The 16,940-nt window shown below is 30.7% G+C and carries 18 protein-coding genes; 17 read left to right on the forward strand and 1 reads right to left on the reverse strand.

The window, feature by feature from the left end; genetic code table 11:
- The first annotated feature begins 16 nt into the window (after nt 1-16).
- From plsX to H9661_RS03575, 15 genes are all read left to right on the forward strand, one after another.
- Nucleotides 17-1,015, forward strand: coding sequence for a phosphate acyltransferase PlsX (gene plsX, locus H9661_RS03505; protein ID WP_143314874.1), 999 nt, complete (start codon nt 17-19; stop codon nt 1,013-1,015).
- A gap of 84 nt (nt 1,016-1,099) precedes the next feature.
- Nucleotides 1,100-1,330 carry an acyl carrier protein gene (gene acpP / locus H9661_RS03510; protein WP_143314875.1) on the forward strand — a complete coding sequence of 77 codons (231 nt, stop codon included), beginning with the start codon at nt 1,100-1,102 and terminating at the stop codon, nt 1,328-1,330.
- Nucleotides 1,331-1,435: 105 nt separating this feature from the next.
- Nucleotides 1,436-2,134, forward strand: coding sequence for a ribonuclease III (gene rnc / locus H9661_RS03515; RefSeq protein WP_191767730.1), 699 nt, complete (start codon nt 1,436-1,438; stop codon nt 2,132-2,134).
- Nucleotides 2,127-3,134, forward strand: a complete 1,008-nt coding sequence (locus H9661_RS03520) for an elongator complex protein 3 (RefSeq protein WP_191767731.1) — start codon at nt 2,127-2,129, stop codon at nt 3,132-3,134. The genes rnc and H9661_RS03520 overlap by 8 nt, the downstream gene beginning before the upstream one ends.
- A gap of 238 nt (nt 3,135-3,372) precedes the next feature.
- Nucleotides 3,373-6,930: a chromosome segregation protein SMC gene (smc, locus tag H9661_RS03525; RefSeq protein WP_191767732.1), complete on the forward strand. Its 3,558-nt coding sequence runs from the start codon at nt 3,373-3,375 to the stop codon at nt 6,928-6,930.
- A gap of 10 nt (nt 6,931-6,940) precedes the next feature.
- Nucleotides 6,941-7,852: a signal recognition particle-docking protein FtsY gene (gene ftsY / locus H9661_RS03530; RefSeq protein WP_191767733.1), complete on the forward strand. Its 912-nt coding sequence runs from the start codon at nt 6,941-6,943 to the stop codon at nt 7,850-7,852.
- An 82-nt stretch (nt 7,853-7,934) separates the two neighbouring features.
- Nucleotides 7,935-8,264, forward strand: a complete 330-nt coding sequence (locus H9661_RS03535) for a putative DNA-binding protein (RefSeq protein WP_143314880.1) — start codon at nt 7,935-7,937, stop codon at nt 8,262-8,264.
- Nucleotides 8,265-8,282: 18 nt separating this feature from the next.
- Nucleotides 8,283-9,638, forward strand: a complete 1,356-nt coding sequence (ffh, locus tag H9661_RS03540) for a signal recognition particle protein (protein WP_143314881.1) — start codon at nt 8,283-8,285, stop codon at nt 9,636-9,638.
- Between the two features lie 35 nt (nt 9,639-9,673).
- A complete protein-coding gene (gene rpsP, locus H9661_RS03545; protein ID WP_143314882.1) occupies nt 9,674-9,919 on the forward strand; it encodes a 30S ribosomal protein S16 in 246 nt (81 codons plus the stop codon).
- A 46-nt stretch (nt 9,920-9,965) separates the two neighbouring features.
- Nucleotides 9,966-10,193: a KH domain-containing protein gene (locus H9661_RS03550; protein ID WP_143314883.1), complete on the forward strand. Its 228-nt coding sequence runs from the start codon at nt 9,966-9,968 to the stop codon at nt 10,191-10,193.
- A 124-nt stretch (nt 10,194-10,317) separates the two neighbouring features.
- Complete coding sequence (rimM, locus tag H9661_RS03555) at nt 10,318-10,818, forward strand: ribosome maturation factor RimM (RefSeq protein ID WP_143314884.1); 501 nt, start codon at nt 10,318-10,320, stop codon at nt 10,816-10,818.
- Nucleotides 10,808-11,524 (forward strand): tRNA (guanosine(37)-N1)-methyltransferase TrmD, encoded by a 717-nt coding sequence (gene trmD, locus H9661_RS03560; protein ID WP_191767734.1) that lies wholly within the window; start codon nt 10,808-10,810, stop codon nt 11,522-11,524. The genes rimM and trmD overlap by 11 nt, the downstream gene beginning before the upstream one ends.
- Before the next feature lie 118 nt (nt 11,525-11,642).
- Nucleotides 11,643-11,990 carry a 50S ribosomal protein L19 gene (gene rplS, locus H9661_RS03565; protein ID WP_143314886.1) on the forward strand — a complete coding sequence of 116 codons (348 nt, stop codon included), beginning with the start codon at nt 11,643-11,645 and terminating at the stop codon, nt 11,988-11,990.
- A 66-nt stretch (nt 11,991-12,056) separates the two neighbouring features.
- Complete coding sequence (gene ylqF / locus H9661_RS03570) at nt 12,057-12,899, forward strand: ribosome biogenesis GTPase YlqF (RefSeq protein ID WP_143314887.1); 843 nt, start codon at nt 12,057-12,059, stop codon at nt 12,897-12,899.
- Between the two features lie 15 nt (nt 12,900-12,914).
- Entirely contained in the window at nt 12,915-13,727 is an 813-nt protein-coding gene (locus H9661_RS03575; protein WP_191767735.1) for a ribonuclease HII, read from the forward strand.
- Nucleotides 13,728-13,834: 107 nt separating this feature from the next.
- Here the strand turns inward: H9661_RS03575 and H9661_RS03580 are convergent, their stop codons facing one another.
- Complete coding sequence (locus H9661_RS03580; protein WP_191767736.1) at nt 13,835-14,197, reverse strand: YraN family protein; 363 nt, start codon at nt 14,195-14,197, stop codon at nt 13,835-13,837.
- Nucleotides 14,198-14,310: 113 nt separating this feature from the next.
- Here H9661_RS03580 and H9661_RS03585 point away from each other — a divergent pair, with 113 nt between their 5' ends.
- Together H9661_RS03585 and dprA are read left to right on the forward strand one after the other, a co-directional pair.
- The gene (locus tag H9661_RS03585) at nt 14,311-15,834 is read left to right on the forward strand and encodes a YifB family Mg chelatase-like AAA ATPase (protein WP_143314890.1); all 1,524 of its coding nucleotides are present in this window, start codon (nt 14,311-14,313) and stop codon (nt 15,832-15,834) included.
- A gap of 16 nt (nt 15,835-15,850) precedes the next feature.
- A complete protein-coding gene (dprA, locus tag H9661_RS03590; RefSeq protein ID WP_143314891.1) occupies nt 15,851-16,903 on the forward strand; it encodes a DNA-processing protein DprA in 1,053 nt (350 codons plus the stop codon).
- The last annotated feature ends 37 nt before the right edge of the window (nt 16,904-16,940 follow it).

Genomic DNA, 16,940 nt, shown 5'->3' on the forward strand with positions numbered 1-16,940 from the left:
AAAAGGAGAGAAAATTATGAAGATAGCTATTGACGGAATGGGCGGAGATAATGCACCACAAGCCGTAGTAGATGGAGTGGTTCAAGCTATAGAGGAAAATAGTGATATAGAAATTTACATTACTGGTCCAAAAGATAAAATTGAAGCAGAGCTTTCAAAATTTAATTATCCTAAAGAAAAGATAACAGTAATTGATGCTACAGAAGTTATTTCACCTAATGAACATCCTGTAATGGCACTTAGAAAGAAGAAGGACTCTAGTATTGTAAAGGCTTTGGATTTGGTCAAATCTGGGGAATGCGAGGCTATTATTTCGGCAGGGAGTACAGGAGCTTTCTTAGCAGGGTGTACCCTTATTGTTGGAAGGATTAAAGGGGTTGAAAGAGCAGCTTTAGCACCAATAATGCCTGGTAGAAAAGGAAACTTTATGGTAGTAGATGCAGGAGCTAATGTAGATTGTAAACCATCTTATCTTGTCCAATTTGCACATATGGGGAAAATATACTATGAAGCTATGTTTAATAATAAAAGCGCTACAGTTGGATTGATAAATATAGGTGCTGAAGAAGAAAAGGGAAATGACTTAACAAAGAATACATATAAACTTCTAAAGGAAGAAAATTTGAATTTTATTGGTAATGTTGAACCAAGAGATATTCCTAAAGGAGAGGTTAATATTTTGGTAGCGGATGGTTTTGTTGGTAACACTGTTTTAAAGATGTATGAAGGTTCTGCTTTAAGTTTATTAGGAATAATAAAAGATGAAATTTATTCTGCGCCGCTAATTTCCAAGATAGGAGCAGCCCTTTTAAAACCTGTGTTTAAGAAGTTGATGGTTAAATTTGATTACGAAGAGGTTGGAGGAGCTCCTTTTTTAGGTGTTAATGGTATATGTATAAAAGCACATGGAAGCTCTGATGGAAAAGCTTTTAAGAATGCTATTAAACAAACAAAGATATTTAGCGAAAAAAAGATCTTGAAAAAAATTCAAGCTGAGATTGGTGAAAAAAATTAAAAATCTCTTTTTTTTAAAAGTCGTATTGACGAATATATTTATATATACTATTATCTAAATGAAAGGACTTTGGAGGTGAATACGATGTTTGAAAAAATACAAGAAATTATAGCTGATAAATTAAGCGTTGATGCTCAAGATATTACTTTAGATTCATCATTTATAGATGATTTAAATGCAGATTCATTAGATATTGTAGAACTTATAATGGCGTTAGAAGATGAATTAGATTTAGAGATTCCGGATGAAGATGTTGAAGGCTTTAAAACAGTTGGAGACGTTGTTAATTATGTAAAAGCACATCACGAGGAATAATGTAATCCCGCAACTTTCGCGGGATTTTAATTTTATTTAGTTTATTCTTGAATTTATTAGAAAACTCTAAAAATTGAAGAATAAACTTTTAGAGGAGAGTATTAAATGAATAATTTTAATTTAACTGTGGTAGAGGAAACTATAGGGGTTAAGTTTAATAATGATAAGTTAATTAAGATTGCGTTAACACATAGTTCATATGCAAAACAATTTAAAGATGGTTCATATAATGAAAGACTTGAATTTTTAGGCGATTCCGTTTTGCAATTATGTATAACTGAATATTTATTTACTAACTATAAAAGTAAGGCAGAAGGTGAGTTAACGAAACTTAGAAGTTTAATTGTATGTGAAAACTCACTTTACATAGTAGCTCAAAAACTGAAGTTAGGCAATTTTATTAGGATGAGCAGAGGGGAAGAATTAACAGGAGGTAGAGAGAGAACATCAATTCAAGCAGATGCTGTTGAAGCTGTTATAGCTGCTATTTATCTAGATAAAGGGATTGAAGAAGCTAGCAAATTTATTTTAAGAGAATTTAAGGATTTAATAAATAAAGCTATTAAGAATAAGATAATCTTAGATTTTAAAACAAAACTTCAAGAGCATCTCCAAGTGAATGGAGAAGTTGATATAAACTATGAATTGGAGAAATATGAAGGACCACCACATAACAGAAGATTTTTTGTTAATGTATTAGTAGGTAATAAAGAGATGGGAAGAGGTTCTGGACTAAGTAAAAAGGAAGCAGAACAAAATGCAGCCAAAAAGGCACTTGTAAGTTTGGAGGTAATTGATGAGTAAGAATTATTATATTATTCCTATCTTTGTTCCTCATGAAGGTTGTCCTCATGATTGCGTTTTTTGTAATCAAGATAGAATAACAGGGGTAAAAGATAAAGTAACAGCTGATACAGTGTATAATATAGTAAATGAGTATCTAAAGACAATTAATAGAGAAAATTCAACAGTTGAAATATCATTTTTTGGAGGTACTTTTACAGGTATTAAAGAAGAAAAACAAAGAGAATTGCTAAAGGTTGCTAAAGAATATAAAGATAAGGGATTAATAGATAAAATAAGAATGTCAACTAGACCAGATTATATAGATGACTATATATTATCATATCTAAAAGAATATGATGTTGATATTATAGAGTTAGGAGTTCAATCTTTAGATGATTCTGTATTAATTGCAGCAGGAAGAGGTCATACTGCAGCTGAAGTAGAAAAGGCATCTAAACTAATAAAAAAGTATGGAATAGTACTTGGACATCAAATTATGCCTGGACTTCCTAATGATAGTTTTGAGAAGGATATAATATCAGTTGAAAAATCTATTGAAATGAAACCAGATATATGCAGAATATACCCTTCTTTAGTTATAAAAGATACTCCGATGGAAATTATGTACAATAGAGGCGAATATATCCCTTACTCATTGGAAGAAGCTGTGGAGATATGTAAGGTTTTGTATAAGCTTTATAATGATTCGCATATAAATGTTATAAGAATAGGGCTTCAACCAACCGATGATATATCAGAAGGAAAAGATGTAGTTGCGGGTCCTTTCCACCCAGCTTTTAGAGAGTTAGTTGAAGGTAGCATATTAGCAGATAAAGTTAGAGATGAATTAAAAGAAAGTTATAAAGGTATAATTAAAATAAACAAAAGAGATTTAAGTAAACTTTATACAAATAGAAAGTTTTATTTTAATAAACTAGTTGATGAAGGTTACAAGCTAAAGGTAGTGACGAGTGATGATATCCTTAGAGGAGATATAATAATAGAAAAAGATTGCTAACTTTAAATTTGGCTGCTTCAAATAAATCTTTTATTTGAAGCAGTCCTTTTTTATTGAGAGAATAGATAATATTGAAATTATTATGTTTTTACTATAAACTTAGACTAGAAGAATAGGAGTGGTTAGTGTGAAGAGACAAACAAGACAAAAAATTATGTATGTTCTTACAATATTATTAGTTATTATTTTTATTGCTGGATTGCTTCCAACTATATTTAGATAATAAGGAGTGAATAGATTGTTTTTGAAATCTCTTGAGATAAGAGGGTTTAAATCCTTTGCAGATAAAACAGAGTTAAAATTTAAAAAGGGTGTAACAGCGGTTGTAGGGCCTAATGGCAGTGGTAAAAGCAATATATCTGACTCCGTAAGATGGGTTTTAGGAGAACAAAGTGTAAAAACTCTTAGAGGAGGTAAGATGGAAGATGTTATTTTTGCAGGGACTCAGTTTAGAAAGCCTGTAGGATTAGCACAAGTTTCACTGACTTTAGATAATGAAGATGGTACCCTTTCAACCGATTATAATGAAGTAACAGTTTCTAGAAGAATATTTAGATCAGGGGAGACTGAATACTTAATAAATGGAACAAAGTGTAGATTGAAAGATATAACTCAGTTGTTTATGGATACTGGTATAGGAAAAGAAGGTTATTCTTTAATTGGACAAGGTAAAATTGAAGCTATTTTAAGTGGAAAGCCGGAAGAAAGAAGGGCCTTACTTGAAGAAGCTGCGGGTATAGTTAAATATAAATCTAGAAAAGAAGAAGCTGAAAAGAAGTTATCAAATACAGATGACAATTTAGTTAGAATAAGGGATATTATTTCTACTTATGAAGAGAGAATAGAGCCGTTAAGAGTTGAAAGAGAAAAAGCTTTGAAATATAAAGAAATATCAGATGAGCTTAAAGAGAAGGAAGTTTCTATATTAGTTCATAACATAAAACAAATTGAAGAAATTTTGAATGGTTGTATAGAAGATGTTACTAAAGGCCAAAATAGCCTAAGTAGAAAGAAAGAAGCATTAGTTGAAGAAAAAGAAAAGCTAAGGATTTTAGAAGAATCTATAGAGAATTTAGAAAAGAAAACATCTGAAGAAAAGGCTGAGTATTATGGAAAGAAAGAAGAAATATCACAGATTTCTAATGATATAGAAATATATAAAGAGAGAATTAAGAATCTAGAAAGTATAATTGAAAAAAATTGTATAACAATAGAAGAGGTTAAGAACAAGATTCTTAAACTTTTTGAAGACAAGCATAATGCAGAAATGGAATTATACCAAAAGTTAGAAGAGCAAAAAGTTAAAGAAGAAGAAATTATTAAAGTTGAAAATAATAATGTCGAGTCAATAGATAAAATTTCAGAAATAGAGAATCAAATAAAAAGGTTAAAGGATGATGAACTTGAACTGTTAAAGGGACATTCTGAAATTAGTAATTCTATAGTTCTAATTAAAAATGATTTAACTTTAAAGAAAGAAAAAATTGAAATTGCTGAGGCGGCTCTTGTATCTACAGAAGGAAATATTAAAATTAATGTAGCTACATTAGAAAGTCTTAAAGAAAAGCTTGAAAAAAGCAAGTCTGAAGTAAGAACTATAGAAACTTCTATTATAGACAAAAAGAAAGAAATAGCTAGTTTAAGTGGGAAGATTACAAAAAAAGAGAGTGAGATCAGGAATTTAAATAAAGCAATAAATGAGATAGAAGCAAATAAAAATATTTTGACTAACTTAGAAAAGCATTACGAAGGTTATAACAGATCTGTAAAAATATTAATGGAGAGAATTGATAAAGGTTATATTCCAGAGGCAAATGGCACAAAGGTAGTTGGAGAAGTGTTTAATGTTAAAAAAGAGTATGAAACAGCTATTGAAATAGCGTTGGGTGCTGGGATTTCAAATGTTATAACAGATAATGATAAAGTAGCTAAAGATCTTATTAACTATTTAAAGAAAAATAATTTAGGTAGAGCTACATTTTTACCTTTAAATAATATTAGGGGAAACATACTACAGTTAGACAATTCAATAAAGAGCATGAATGGTTTTGTTGGAATTGCTTCTGAGATTGTTGAATATGATAAAAAGTATGAAAAAGCTATTAACAATCTTTTGGGAAGAACCATAGTATGCACTGATATGGATGCTGCTTTAGCTATATCAAAACGTGGGAATAACAGCTATAGAATAGTGACTTTAAGTGGAGAAATAATAGCACCAGGAGGAGCTTTAACTGGAGGTAGTATTCATACAAAAAATGCTAATATATTAGGAAGAAAGAGAGAAATTGAAACTTTAGGTGAAGAATTAGAAATAAAGAAAGCTGAATTATCTAAGGAATTAGATGTGTTTGAAACTTTAAAACTAAATCTTAAAGAGTTAGATGAAGAAATTTTAAATTGTAGAGATGAAGTTCATTTTAAAAATGTTGAAGTTGCTAAAAATGAAAGTGAAATAGGTGTTTTAAAAAATGAAATAGAGAAACTAACTCATAGTATCCAGGTTTCTAATGGAGAGATAAAAAGAAATGAAGACGATATTGAAAAATTAAAAATCTCATTGAGTGAAAAGGAAAATGAGTTAAATAATTTAGAAGGGCAAAAATCTTCAAATAAAGATAAAATTTTAGAATTAGATACAACTTTGTTAAATTCAAGAGACAAGGTGAATGAAGCTCGCGAGAAGTTGACTGAATTAAAGGTAAACAAAGCTTCATTAGATGAAGTTATATTAAATAAAACAAATGAAATTTCAAGAGTTGATTTTGAAGTAAATGAGAATAATTTGAGAATTAAAAAGATGGAAGAGGAAAATACAAATAATGAACAACGCATTAGTGAATTGGGCGGAAGAGTTTCTTCAAAGGCAGAAGATATTAGACTTATTGAAGAGCGAATTAAGCATTTAGAAGAGTTGTTTAAAGAGGAAGAGTTCCGAAAAGAAAAGCTTAAGGAAGACTTTAGAAAAAAGGATAGTTTAATTAATGAATCCTTAGATATAATAAATAAGGAAGAAGGAGAACTTAATAAGAAAGAAGTTCAAAAAGCAAAAAGTGAGATGGAAAAGGATAATCTTTATACAAAATTAAACGAGGAACTTAATCTTACTTTTGCAGAAGCTTTAGAAATAGCTAAAGAGGTTTTTGATGTTAATAGTTTAAAAGACCATATTTCAAGCTTAAAGCGAAAAGTAACAGCACTTGGAATAGTAAATTTAGCAGCTATTGAAGAGTATGAAGAAATAAAAGAAAAATACGAATTTATGTCTTCTCAAGAAAAGGACTTAGAAATGGCTAAGAAAGAACTTTTAGAAGTTATTGATGAAATGACATCTAGTATGAAGGTAATGTTTAAAGAAAACTTTAAGATTCTTAATAGAAACTTTGATATTACTTTTAAGGAGTTATTTAAAGGTGGAAGTGCTGAACTTATATTATCAGAAGGTGATGAACTTACTGCTAATATAGATATTAATGTTGAACCACCAGGAAAAAAACTTCAAAATATAAATCTTATGTCAGGAGGAGAAAAGGTATTATCGGCTATTGCATTATTATTTGCTATTTTGAAGATGAAGCCAACACCTTTCTGTATATTAGATGAGATAGAAGCCGCACTAGATGATGCAAATGTTTATAGATATGCAGAATTTCTAAAGGAATTTTCACATGGAACTCAGTTTATAGTTATTACCCATAGAAAAGGGACTATGGAAGCTAGTGATGTTATGTATGGTGTTACCATGGAAGAAAAAGGGGTTTCTAAAGTAGTTTCAGTTGATTTAAGTAAAAATTAGGAGGAAAGTTATGTTTGGAAATTTGTTTGATAAATTAAAATCTGGGTTAGCAAAAACAAGAGATGGACTAACAGATAAAATTAATGAGGCTCTTAAACTTGCAGTTACGATAGATGATGATTTGTATGAAGAATTAGAAGAGATACTTATAACATCTGATATAGGTATGGATACTACCTTAGAAATTATAGGTAGACTAAAAACTAAGATAAGAAAAGAAAAAATTAATGATACAGAAGAAGTTTTGCCTGCTTTAAAGACAGTTATCAAAGAGATGCTTCTTGAGGGAAATGATGTCAAAGATAGTGGTGCTCAAAAGAAAGTTCTTTTGGTGATTGGAGTTAATGGTGTGGGTAAAACTACTTCAATAGGAAAATTGGCTTCAAAAAATAAAAAGGAAGGGAAGAAGGTTTTGTTGGCGGCAGCAGACACTTTTAGAGCAGCAGCTATTGATCAATTAGATATATGGAGTCAAAGGGCTGGGGTGGATATAGTTAAACATGGTGAAGGTTCAGATCCAGCTGCAGTTGTATTTGATGGTATTCAAGCAGCAAAAGCTAGAAATGTAGATTTACTTATTTGCGATACAGCAGGTAGACTTCATAATAAGAAAAATCTTATGAATGAGTTATCGAAGATAAACAGAATAATTGATAGGGAATATGGAGAAGAAAATAAAGAAACTTTGTTAGTTTTAGACGGAACAACAGGTCAAAATGCAGTAATACAGGCAAAACAGTTTATGGAGGCTTGTCCTATAGACGGTATTATTTTGACAAAGTTAGATGGTACTGCTAAGGGTGGGGTAGTTATATCTATAAAACAAACTTTGAATATCCCTGTAAGATATATAGGTGTAGGTGAAGGTGTAGATGATTTGCAAGAATTTGATGCAGAAAGTTTTGCAGAAGCGCTATTTTAAATAATTAAAGGTGTTAAGTAAAAATACTTGACACCAGTTTGAAAATTTGTTATTATCTCTTTTGTGGGTAAGGTGATTAAGAATGGAAGATAGGGTCGAAATTTCATTACTTATGGACTTTTATAGTCCACTATTAACTGAAAAACAACGTAACATTATGGAGTTATATTATAATGAGGATTTATCCTTAGCTGAAATAGCTGAACTGAATAACACAAGTCGTCAAGCTATCCATGATTTAATAAAAAGATGTTACAAGTTACTTTTATCTTATGAGAATAAACTTAACTTACTTCAAAAGAGTATGAATCGAGAAAATAGAATTATAGATTTCTTAGATAATTTAAAAGTTAAATATTCTATAAATGATAAAGAATATGAGACGTTAAAAAGTGAACTAGAGGATTTATAGTAAATTAGGAGGTTTAGTATGGCTTTTGAAGGATTAGGAGAAAAGCTTCAAGGAACTCTTAAAAAATTAAGAGGTAAAGGGAAGCTTAACGAAAAAGATATTAAAGAAGCTATGAGGGAAGTAAAACTAGCATTATTAGAGGCTGATGTAAACTACAAAGTTGTTAAAAACTTTGTTTCAAATGTTAGTAGCAAATGTGTTGGAGAAGAAGTTTTACAAAGCTTAACACCAGGTCAACAGGTAGTTAAAATAGTTAATGATGAGCTTACAAACCTTATGGGTGGAAGTGAGAGTAAAATTAATTATTCTAGCATGGGGCCTACAGTAATTATGCTTGTTGGACTTCAAGGTGCAGGTAAAACTACTATGTGTGGTAAACTTGCATTGGAACTTAGAAAGAACAATAAAAAACCTTTGCTTGTAGCATGTGATATATATAGACCAGCAGCTATAAAGCAATTGCAGGTTGTTGGTAAACAGATCGATGTTCCTGTATTTACTATGGGAGATAAAATATCACCAGTGGACATAGCTAAAGCGGCTATTAAACAAGGTAGAGAAGATGGCAATAATGTTATTATAATAGATACAGCTGGTAGACTTCACATAGATGAAGAACTTATGCAAGAGCTCAAAGATGTGAAGGAAAACATTAATCCAAATGAAATTTTGTTAGTTGTAGATTCAATGACTGGTCAAGATGCTGTAAATGTTGCAGAAAGCTTCAATAAAGAACTTGATGTTTCAGGTGTTATCTTGACAAAGCTTGATGGAGACACAAGAGGTGGTGCTGCTTTATCTATAAGGAGTATTACTGAAAAACCAATAAAGTTTGTTGGTGTCGGCGAAAAAATGAATGATTTTGAAGTTTTCTACCCAGATAGAATGGCTTCAAGAATTTTGGGTATGGGAGACGTATTGTCTTTAATAGAAAAGGCTCAGGAAGCTATTGATGAAAAAGAAGCTGGAGACTTAGCTAAAAAGATGATGGGCGCTGAACTGAATTTTGAGGATTTCCTTTCAGCTATGACTCAAATGAAAAAGCTTGGCCCAATAAATAAACTTTTAGAGATGGTTCCAGGTGTTGATTCTAGTGCTCTTGGGCAAATTGATGCTGAAAAGAGCGAAAAACAAATGGCTAAGACGGAAGCTATAATTTATTCTATGACATTAAAAGAAAGAAGAAATCCATCACTTGTAATAGGATCTTCTTCAAGAAAGAAGAGAATTGCATTAGGTGCAGGTACAACAATACAAGAAGTTAATAAACTTATTAAAGGCTATGAAACTATGAAGAAAAGTATGAAACAAATGAAGTCGCTGACCAAGAAGTCGAAAAAAGGATTATTTGGCAAGATGCCTTTCATGAGTTAAATATATAGATAACCTTTGAAGGAGGTGAAATAAACATGGCAGTAAAGATAAGACTTAGAAGAATGGGTGCTAAGAAAGCTCCTTTCTATAGAATAGTAGTTGCTGATTCAAGAAGTCCAAGGGATGGAAGATTTATCGAAGAAATTGGATACTACAACCCAGTTGTTAAACCAATAGAAGTTAAAGTTAATGAAGAAAAAGCTACTGAATGGTTAAAAAAGGGTGCTCAACCTACAGATGTAGTTAAGAGACTTTTCGACCAAGCAGGCCTTAACAAGTAATTTTTGGAGGTGAACGCTGTAAGCAGAATTTGTTTACAGGCACTATATGAAAGAATTAGTTGAGATAATAGCTAAATCCCTTGTTGATAAACCAGAAGATGTTCAGGTTAATGAAGTGGTTCAAGAAGAATCTATCATACTTGAACTTAAGGTTAATAAAGAAGATGTGGGAAAAGTTATAGGAAAACAAGGTAGAATAGCTAAAGCTATTCGAACTGTAGTAAAGGCTGCAGCAATAAAGGAAGAAAAAAAAGTAGTAGTAGAAATAATCTAAAATTAAGAGTTAGGTGTAGCCTAACTCTTTTTAGGCATACGAAAGAAATAATAAGTTAATTATGTTTAGCTTATTATATTTAGAAAATATGCATACATTTACCTATAAGAAGAGGTGAAAATATATGAATAACGAATTTTTTCAAGTTGGGCAGATAGTAAATACTCACGGAATAAAGGGTGAAGTTAAGGTTATGTGCCTTACTGATAATCCAGAAAATTTTAAAAGATATAAAAAGGTATTAGTAGATGATAAGTGGTTAGAAATATTAGGTGTTAAATTCCAAAAGGACAGAGTTATTTTAAAGCTTGAAGGAATTAATGATATGAATACAGCCGAAGAATATAAAACAAAATTTTTAAGTGTACCTAGGGATGAAGAACCAGAGCTCGAAGAAAATACATTTTATGTGGTGGATATAATAGGCTGTACAGTATATGATACTGAAGGTAAAGATTTAGGAAAAGTTTTTGATGTAATAGAAACTAAGAATAATGATGTTTATTGGATTAAAGAACCAAAACAATTACTAATACCAGTTCTTCCGGATATAGTACTAGATGTGGATGTGGAAGAGAAAAAAATACTCATTAGTCCTGTAGGAGAATGGCAAGATGAAGATTAGTGTGCTAACACTTTTCCCAGAAATGTTTTCTGTATTTGATAGTTCAATTATTGGAAGAGCAAAGGAAAAAGGATTGGTTGAAATGGAGTATGTTAATATTAGAGATCATACTCTTAGTAAACATAAGAAAGTAGATGACTATCCTTACGGTGGTGGTGCAGGAATGGTTATGGCTGCGCAACCTTTAGTAGATTCAATTAAAGTCTGTAAGGAAAAGAATAAAGGCAAGGTAATATTTTTAGGACCTAGAGGAAAGACTTTTTCTCAAGACATGGCAAAAAAACTTTCTAGAGAAAAAGAACTAATATTTGTATGTGGTCATTATGAAGGAATAGATGAAAGAGTGTATAAGCATATTGATATGGAGATATCTTTAGGGGATTTTGTACTAACTGGCGGTGAAATGGCAGCAATACCTGTAATTGATTCTATCTTAAGACTAGTTCCTGGGGTTTTGGGAAGGGAAGAAAGCTTTATTGAAGAATCTTATTCAGATGGGCTTTTAGAGTACCCACAATATACAAGACCAGAAGTATATGAAGGAGATAAGGTTCCAGAAGTACTATTATCTGGTCATCATGAGAATATAAGAAAGTGGAGAAGAAAGCAGTCTCTTTTAATTACTAAAAAAAGAAGAATAGATCTTTACAAAAAGGTTGAATTAAGCAAGGAAGATGTAAAAATATTAAATAATGATAAAATATAAAAAAATCTTGCTTAAAGAATTTTGCTATGATACAATATAATTTGTGCTAGTACGGGCGCTCCTCTGTGGAACAAGGCTTCTGCATGAACGTCAAAATTATCTAAAGGAGGAATGCACAATGAACGAAATATTAAGACAAATAGAACAAGAACAAATCAGAACTGATTTACCAAGCTTTAATGTTGGTGATACTATTAAAGTTCACGTAAAAATTAAAGAAGGTAACAGAGAGAGAGTTCAAGCTTTTGAAGGAACTGTTATTAAGAAGCAAAATGGTGGTTTAAGAGAAACTTTTACTGTAAGAAGAGTTGCTTATGGTACAGGTGTTGAAAGAACTTTCCCAATCAATGCTCCAATCATCGAAAAGATTGAAGTTACTAGAAGAGGTAAAGTAAGAAGAGCTAAATTATTCTACTTAAGAGATAGAGTAGGTAAGGCTGCTAAAGTTAAAGAATTATTAAGATAATTTTTCTTTTGGGAAGGGGGACTGTAAAGTCCTCTTTTTTCTTACTTAAATTTAGGAGGTAAATGTATGGCTATAAATTGGTTTCCAGGACATATGAAAAAGACTCAAAGAGAGATCAAAGAAAACTTAAAATTAGTGGATGCTGTTATTGAAATAAGGGATGCAAGGATTCCAAAGAGTTCTGCAAACCCTGATATAGATAAATTAGTTGGAAGTAAACCTAGGATAATATTATTAAATAAATGTGACTTAACAGAAAGAAAAGTAACCAATAATTGGATAAGTGCTTTATCTAGTGATAATATAAGGGTTTTAGAAGTGAATTGTTTAAAAGGTATAGGAACAAATGCAATAAGACCAGCATTGTTAGAACTTTTAAAGGAAAAGCATGATAGACTTAAGGCTAAAGGCTTGGTTAATATTACAACTAGGGTAATGGTTGTAGGTATTCCAAATTGCGGTAAGTCAACATTTATTAATAAAATGGCTAGGAATACAATAGCAAAAACAGGAGATAGACCAGGAGTAACTAAAAATAAACAATGGATAAAAACTTCAATAGGGATAGAATTGTTAGATACTCCAGGAGTATTATGGCCTAAATTTGAAGATGAGGAAACTGCTCTGAATTTAGCGTTTACTGGAGCTATTAAAGATGAAGTTATGGATATAGAAGAATTAGCTTATAAATTAGTGGAAAGATTGCAAACTTTCTATCCTGAAAAGCTAATAGAAAGGTATAAGATAGAGGAAGTTTTTGATAATCCGTTAGAAACACTTGATGCTATAGCTATTAAAAGAGGGTGCATAATGAAAGGAAGAGAGATTGATTATAATAGAATAGCTGTTATTCTATTAGATGAATTTAGAGGTGGAAAAATAGGAAATATAACTTTGGAGAGACCCTAAGTAAAGGAGAAAATTATGAAACCTTTTAACATGGAAATAAGTTCATTAAGTTATAAAGAGGTAAAGACATATATTGATGAAATTGATATATATGAAGAAATGAAGGAAGATAATTTCTTCAGATTAATAGAAAATTTAAAGAGTGACAGTAGAAAAAATGTTTCATCTTTGGGAATTAGACTTGAAAAAAGTAAAGAAAAGATAGAAAAAGAGATCTTAAGAGTAAGATCTATGTATGAATTTGATAGGTCATTTGGTGATTATAAATACATAGCTGGAGTAGATGAAGTTGGTAGAGGTCCCTTGGCAGGTCCCATAGTTGCTTGTGCAGTAATTTTAGACGAAGATGTATTAGATGAAGAGCTAATTTTAGGCATAAATGATTCCAAGAAACTTTCGGAAAAGAAAAGAGAAGAACTTGCAAGTATAATAAGGGAAAAGGCGCTAGCTTATGAGATAGCTATTTCATCGCATACTGAGATAGATAATAAAGGAATAGCATATTCCAATAATAAGGTCTTTTTAGATGCATGTAATAATTTGAATATAAAACCTGATTTAGTTTTATCTGATGGATATTTGGTGAAAAGTATTAATATAGAAAATAAGTATGTAATAAAAGGGGATACAAAGAGTGCGTGTATTGCTGCTGCATCTATAGTAGCAAAGGTGTATAGAGATAATCTTATGAAGAAATATGCTGAAAAATATCCATACTATAATTTTGAAGATAATGCAGGTTATGGGACGATTAAACATGTAGAAGGATTAAAGAAGTTTGGTCCTTGTGAGATACATAGAAAGAGTTTTTTAACAAAGATACTTTAAATATGATTTAAGTGTTTTAAAATAACTAAAAGTTGTTTTGAGGCACTTTTGTTTTTTTGGAGAACTAGATAATAAAAATTGAACATTTTAAATAGAAGTTCTAATTATTAAAATGCATTTTCAATATGATTTACTCTATAGTTTTCATCATAATAATTTAAGTATATTTCTATAACATCAAATCTAATGTTAAGATTATAGAGTTTCTTCTTTTGAATAAAATAGGAAGCAATGAATTTTATTGTGCTAACCTTAAAATAATTAATTGATTCTGAGGGAAATCCATAATTTTTATTATATCTTGTTTTTACTTCAGTAAATATTAGGATATCCTCAATTTTTGATATAATATCAATTTCACCTCTTGCAGTTCGAAAATTTCTCTCTAATATTAGATGATTTTTGCTTTGGAGAAATTTTGTAGCTAAGTCTTCTCCATAATTTCCTATATGTTTGTTATCTTTAAACATGTATACCTCCAATAAAAATATATTAAGATGATATCCATTTCTATAAAAAAATAATCTTCATATATTAGGTTTAACTATCATGTCTATGGTAATAATCTAGAGGGGTGATAAATATGGCAATAAAAATTTATAGTGCAACATGTTCAGAGCTAAAAGGAATAGTGATTGAAGTAGAAGTTGATATTACACGTGGTATTCCCAATTTTTCAATAGTAGGATTACCAGATGCATCGGTAAAAGAGGCAAAGGAAAGAGTTAGATCTGCAATAATAAATAGTGGCTTTGAATTTCCACTAGGTAGGATAACAATAAATCTGGCACCAGCAGATGTTAGGAAAATTGGATCATTGTTAGATTTGCCTATAGCTTTAGGAATACTTATGGAAACAAGACAAATGAGAGAAATAGATTTTAATGAATATATTTTCTTTGGTGAACTTTCTCTAATGGGAGATATTAAAAGAGTAAAAGGAACTCTCCCTATAATATTAGAAGGGATTGAAAAGAAATTTAATAAGTTTGTGTTTCCTTATGATAATGTAAATGAATGCATATATGATAAAGGTTCATATTATCCGTTTAACAGTTTACAGGAAGTGGTTTCGTTTATAAATTACGAAGATGTTCTTCCGTTTGAAATGGACGACTTTGAATTTAAAAGGAACGCAGAAATTTTTGATTATTCAAATATAATAGGACAAGAAAATGCAAAACGTGGTATGGAAATTGCTGCTGCTGGTAATCATAATGTAATACTGTATGGCAGCACAGGAGTTGGGAAAAGTATGCTAGCTAAAGCACTTCCTTCAATACTTCCTGACTTATCCAAGTCAGAAGAATTGGAAATTGCAAAAATATATAGTATATCTGGATTGCTAGAAGAAGGTAGCAGGGTTGATAGACCTTTTAGAACTCCTCACCATACAGCTACAACCTGTTCTATAATAGGTGGCGGAAATGTGCTAAGAGCTGGTGAGGTAACCCTTGCACATAAGGGGGTTTTGTTTTTAGATGAATTGCTAGAGTTTAAAAGATCAGTTTTAGAAGGGTTAAGAGAACCTATAGAAGAAGGGATAATCCATATTAATAGGCTTCATGGAAATACAGTTCTTCCGTCAAAGTTCTTATTTGTTGGAGCATTTAATTTGTGTCCTTGCGGTAATTGGAGTTTAGAGTCTTTGGGAGATAATAATTGTAGTTGTACAGAATTTCAAAGAAATAGATATATAAATAGATTATCTAAGGCGTTAAGAGATAGAATAGATATCTATATATATGTCCCTCAAATTAATTATGAGGATTTAAGAAGAGCTAATAATAGTTGTGATTCTAAAAGAATGAAAAACAGGGTTGTATGTGCAAGAGAAAAGCAATTTGAAAGACTTAATGGAAGTGGATACAATTATAATTCTGAGATAAGAGGTAAAGATATATATGAGATTTGTAGGTTAAGTAAAAAATCAAAAAAAATATTAGAACAATATTTTAATAGTAGCAAACCGTCATTAAGGGCCTTGGGCAAAGTAGTAAAGCTTGCTAGAACTATTGCAGATATAGATGGATTAGATGATATTAATGAGTCAAATGTAATCGAAGCTATAGGATTTAGAAAGAATTATAATGGTGAAGTTGTATGAAAGGGGTAGACAGTTTGTGAAATTTAAGATATGGTTATTAATGTTAAACATAAATGAAGAAATAAAGTTGAACTTATTAAATAAATATAAAGATCCTAAGATAATTTACGATAATTTTTTGGATATAATAAATGAAAATAATATTATTATGAATAAAATAAAAACTTATAAGAAAGAATTATTCTTAGAGAAGGCAGAAGAAATTTATAAATGGACTATAGAAAATGAGGTCGGCTTAATAACAAGAGATGATGAGGATTATCCTGAAGGGTTAAAGACTATAAAATATGCACCTTATGGATTGTTTTATAAGGGAAATAAAGAGATCTTAAAAAACAGAATCGTAGCAATTGTGGGGTCTAGGGCTTGTACTTCATATGGAATTGAGGTAACAAAGCTATTGACAAAAGAATTAAATAGCTATAATATCACAATCATAAGTGGAGGAGCTAAAGGTGTTGACTCAGTTGCACATAGGACTGTGTTAAATGAAAAAGGAAAAACTATAGTTGTTCTTGGTTCAGGAATAGATGTGGTTTATCCTGCTCAAAATAGATTTCTTTTTAAAGAAGTAGCTAATGATGGGCTAATTTTGTCAGAATTTATACCTGGAACCAAGCCACTAAGTTATAATTTTCCGAGAAGAAATAGGATAATTAGCGCACTAAGTGAATTGGTAATAGTAGTAGAAGCTTCTGATAGAAGTGGTTCTCTTATTACTGCTGGATATGCAATAGAGCAAGGAAGAAATGTGATGGCTGTGCCGGGATCCATATTTTTTAAAGGAAGTAGTGGATGCAATAAACTTATAAGAGATGGCGCACAAATTTTTTGTTCAATGGAAGATTTACATACATTATTAGATCTAAGATCTAAAGAAAGTAAAGCAATAGATTCTCCAGTGAAGAAAAAAATATTATCATTAATTTCTGAGGAACCTATACATATTGATGAAATAGTAAATAGGTCTGTTATTGACAGAGAAGCATTATTTAATGTATTATTTGATATGCAAATTAAAAATGAAATAATTAGTTTGCCTGGCAATTATTATGCTAGAATTATATGAGTTATAAGGGGGTGAAGACTCCATAGAATAAATGGAG

The organism is Clostridium cibarium (assembly GCF_014836335.1).
GTDB lineage: Bacteria > Bacillota > Clostridia > Clostridiales > Clostridiaceae > Clostridium > Clostridium cibarium.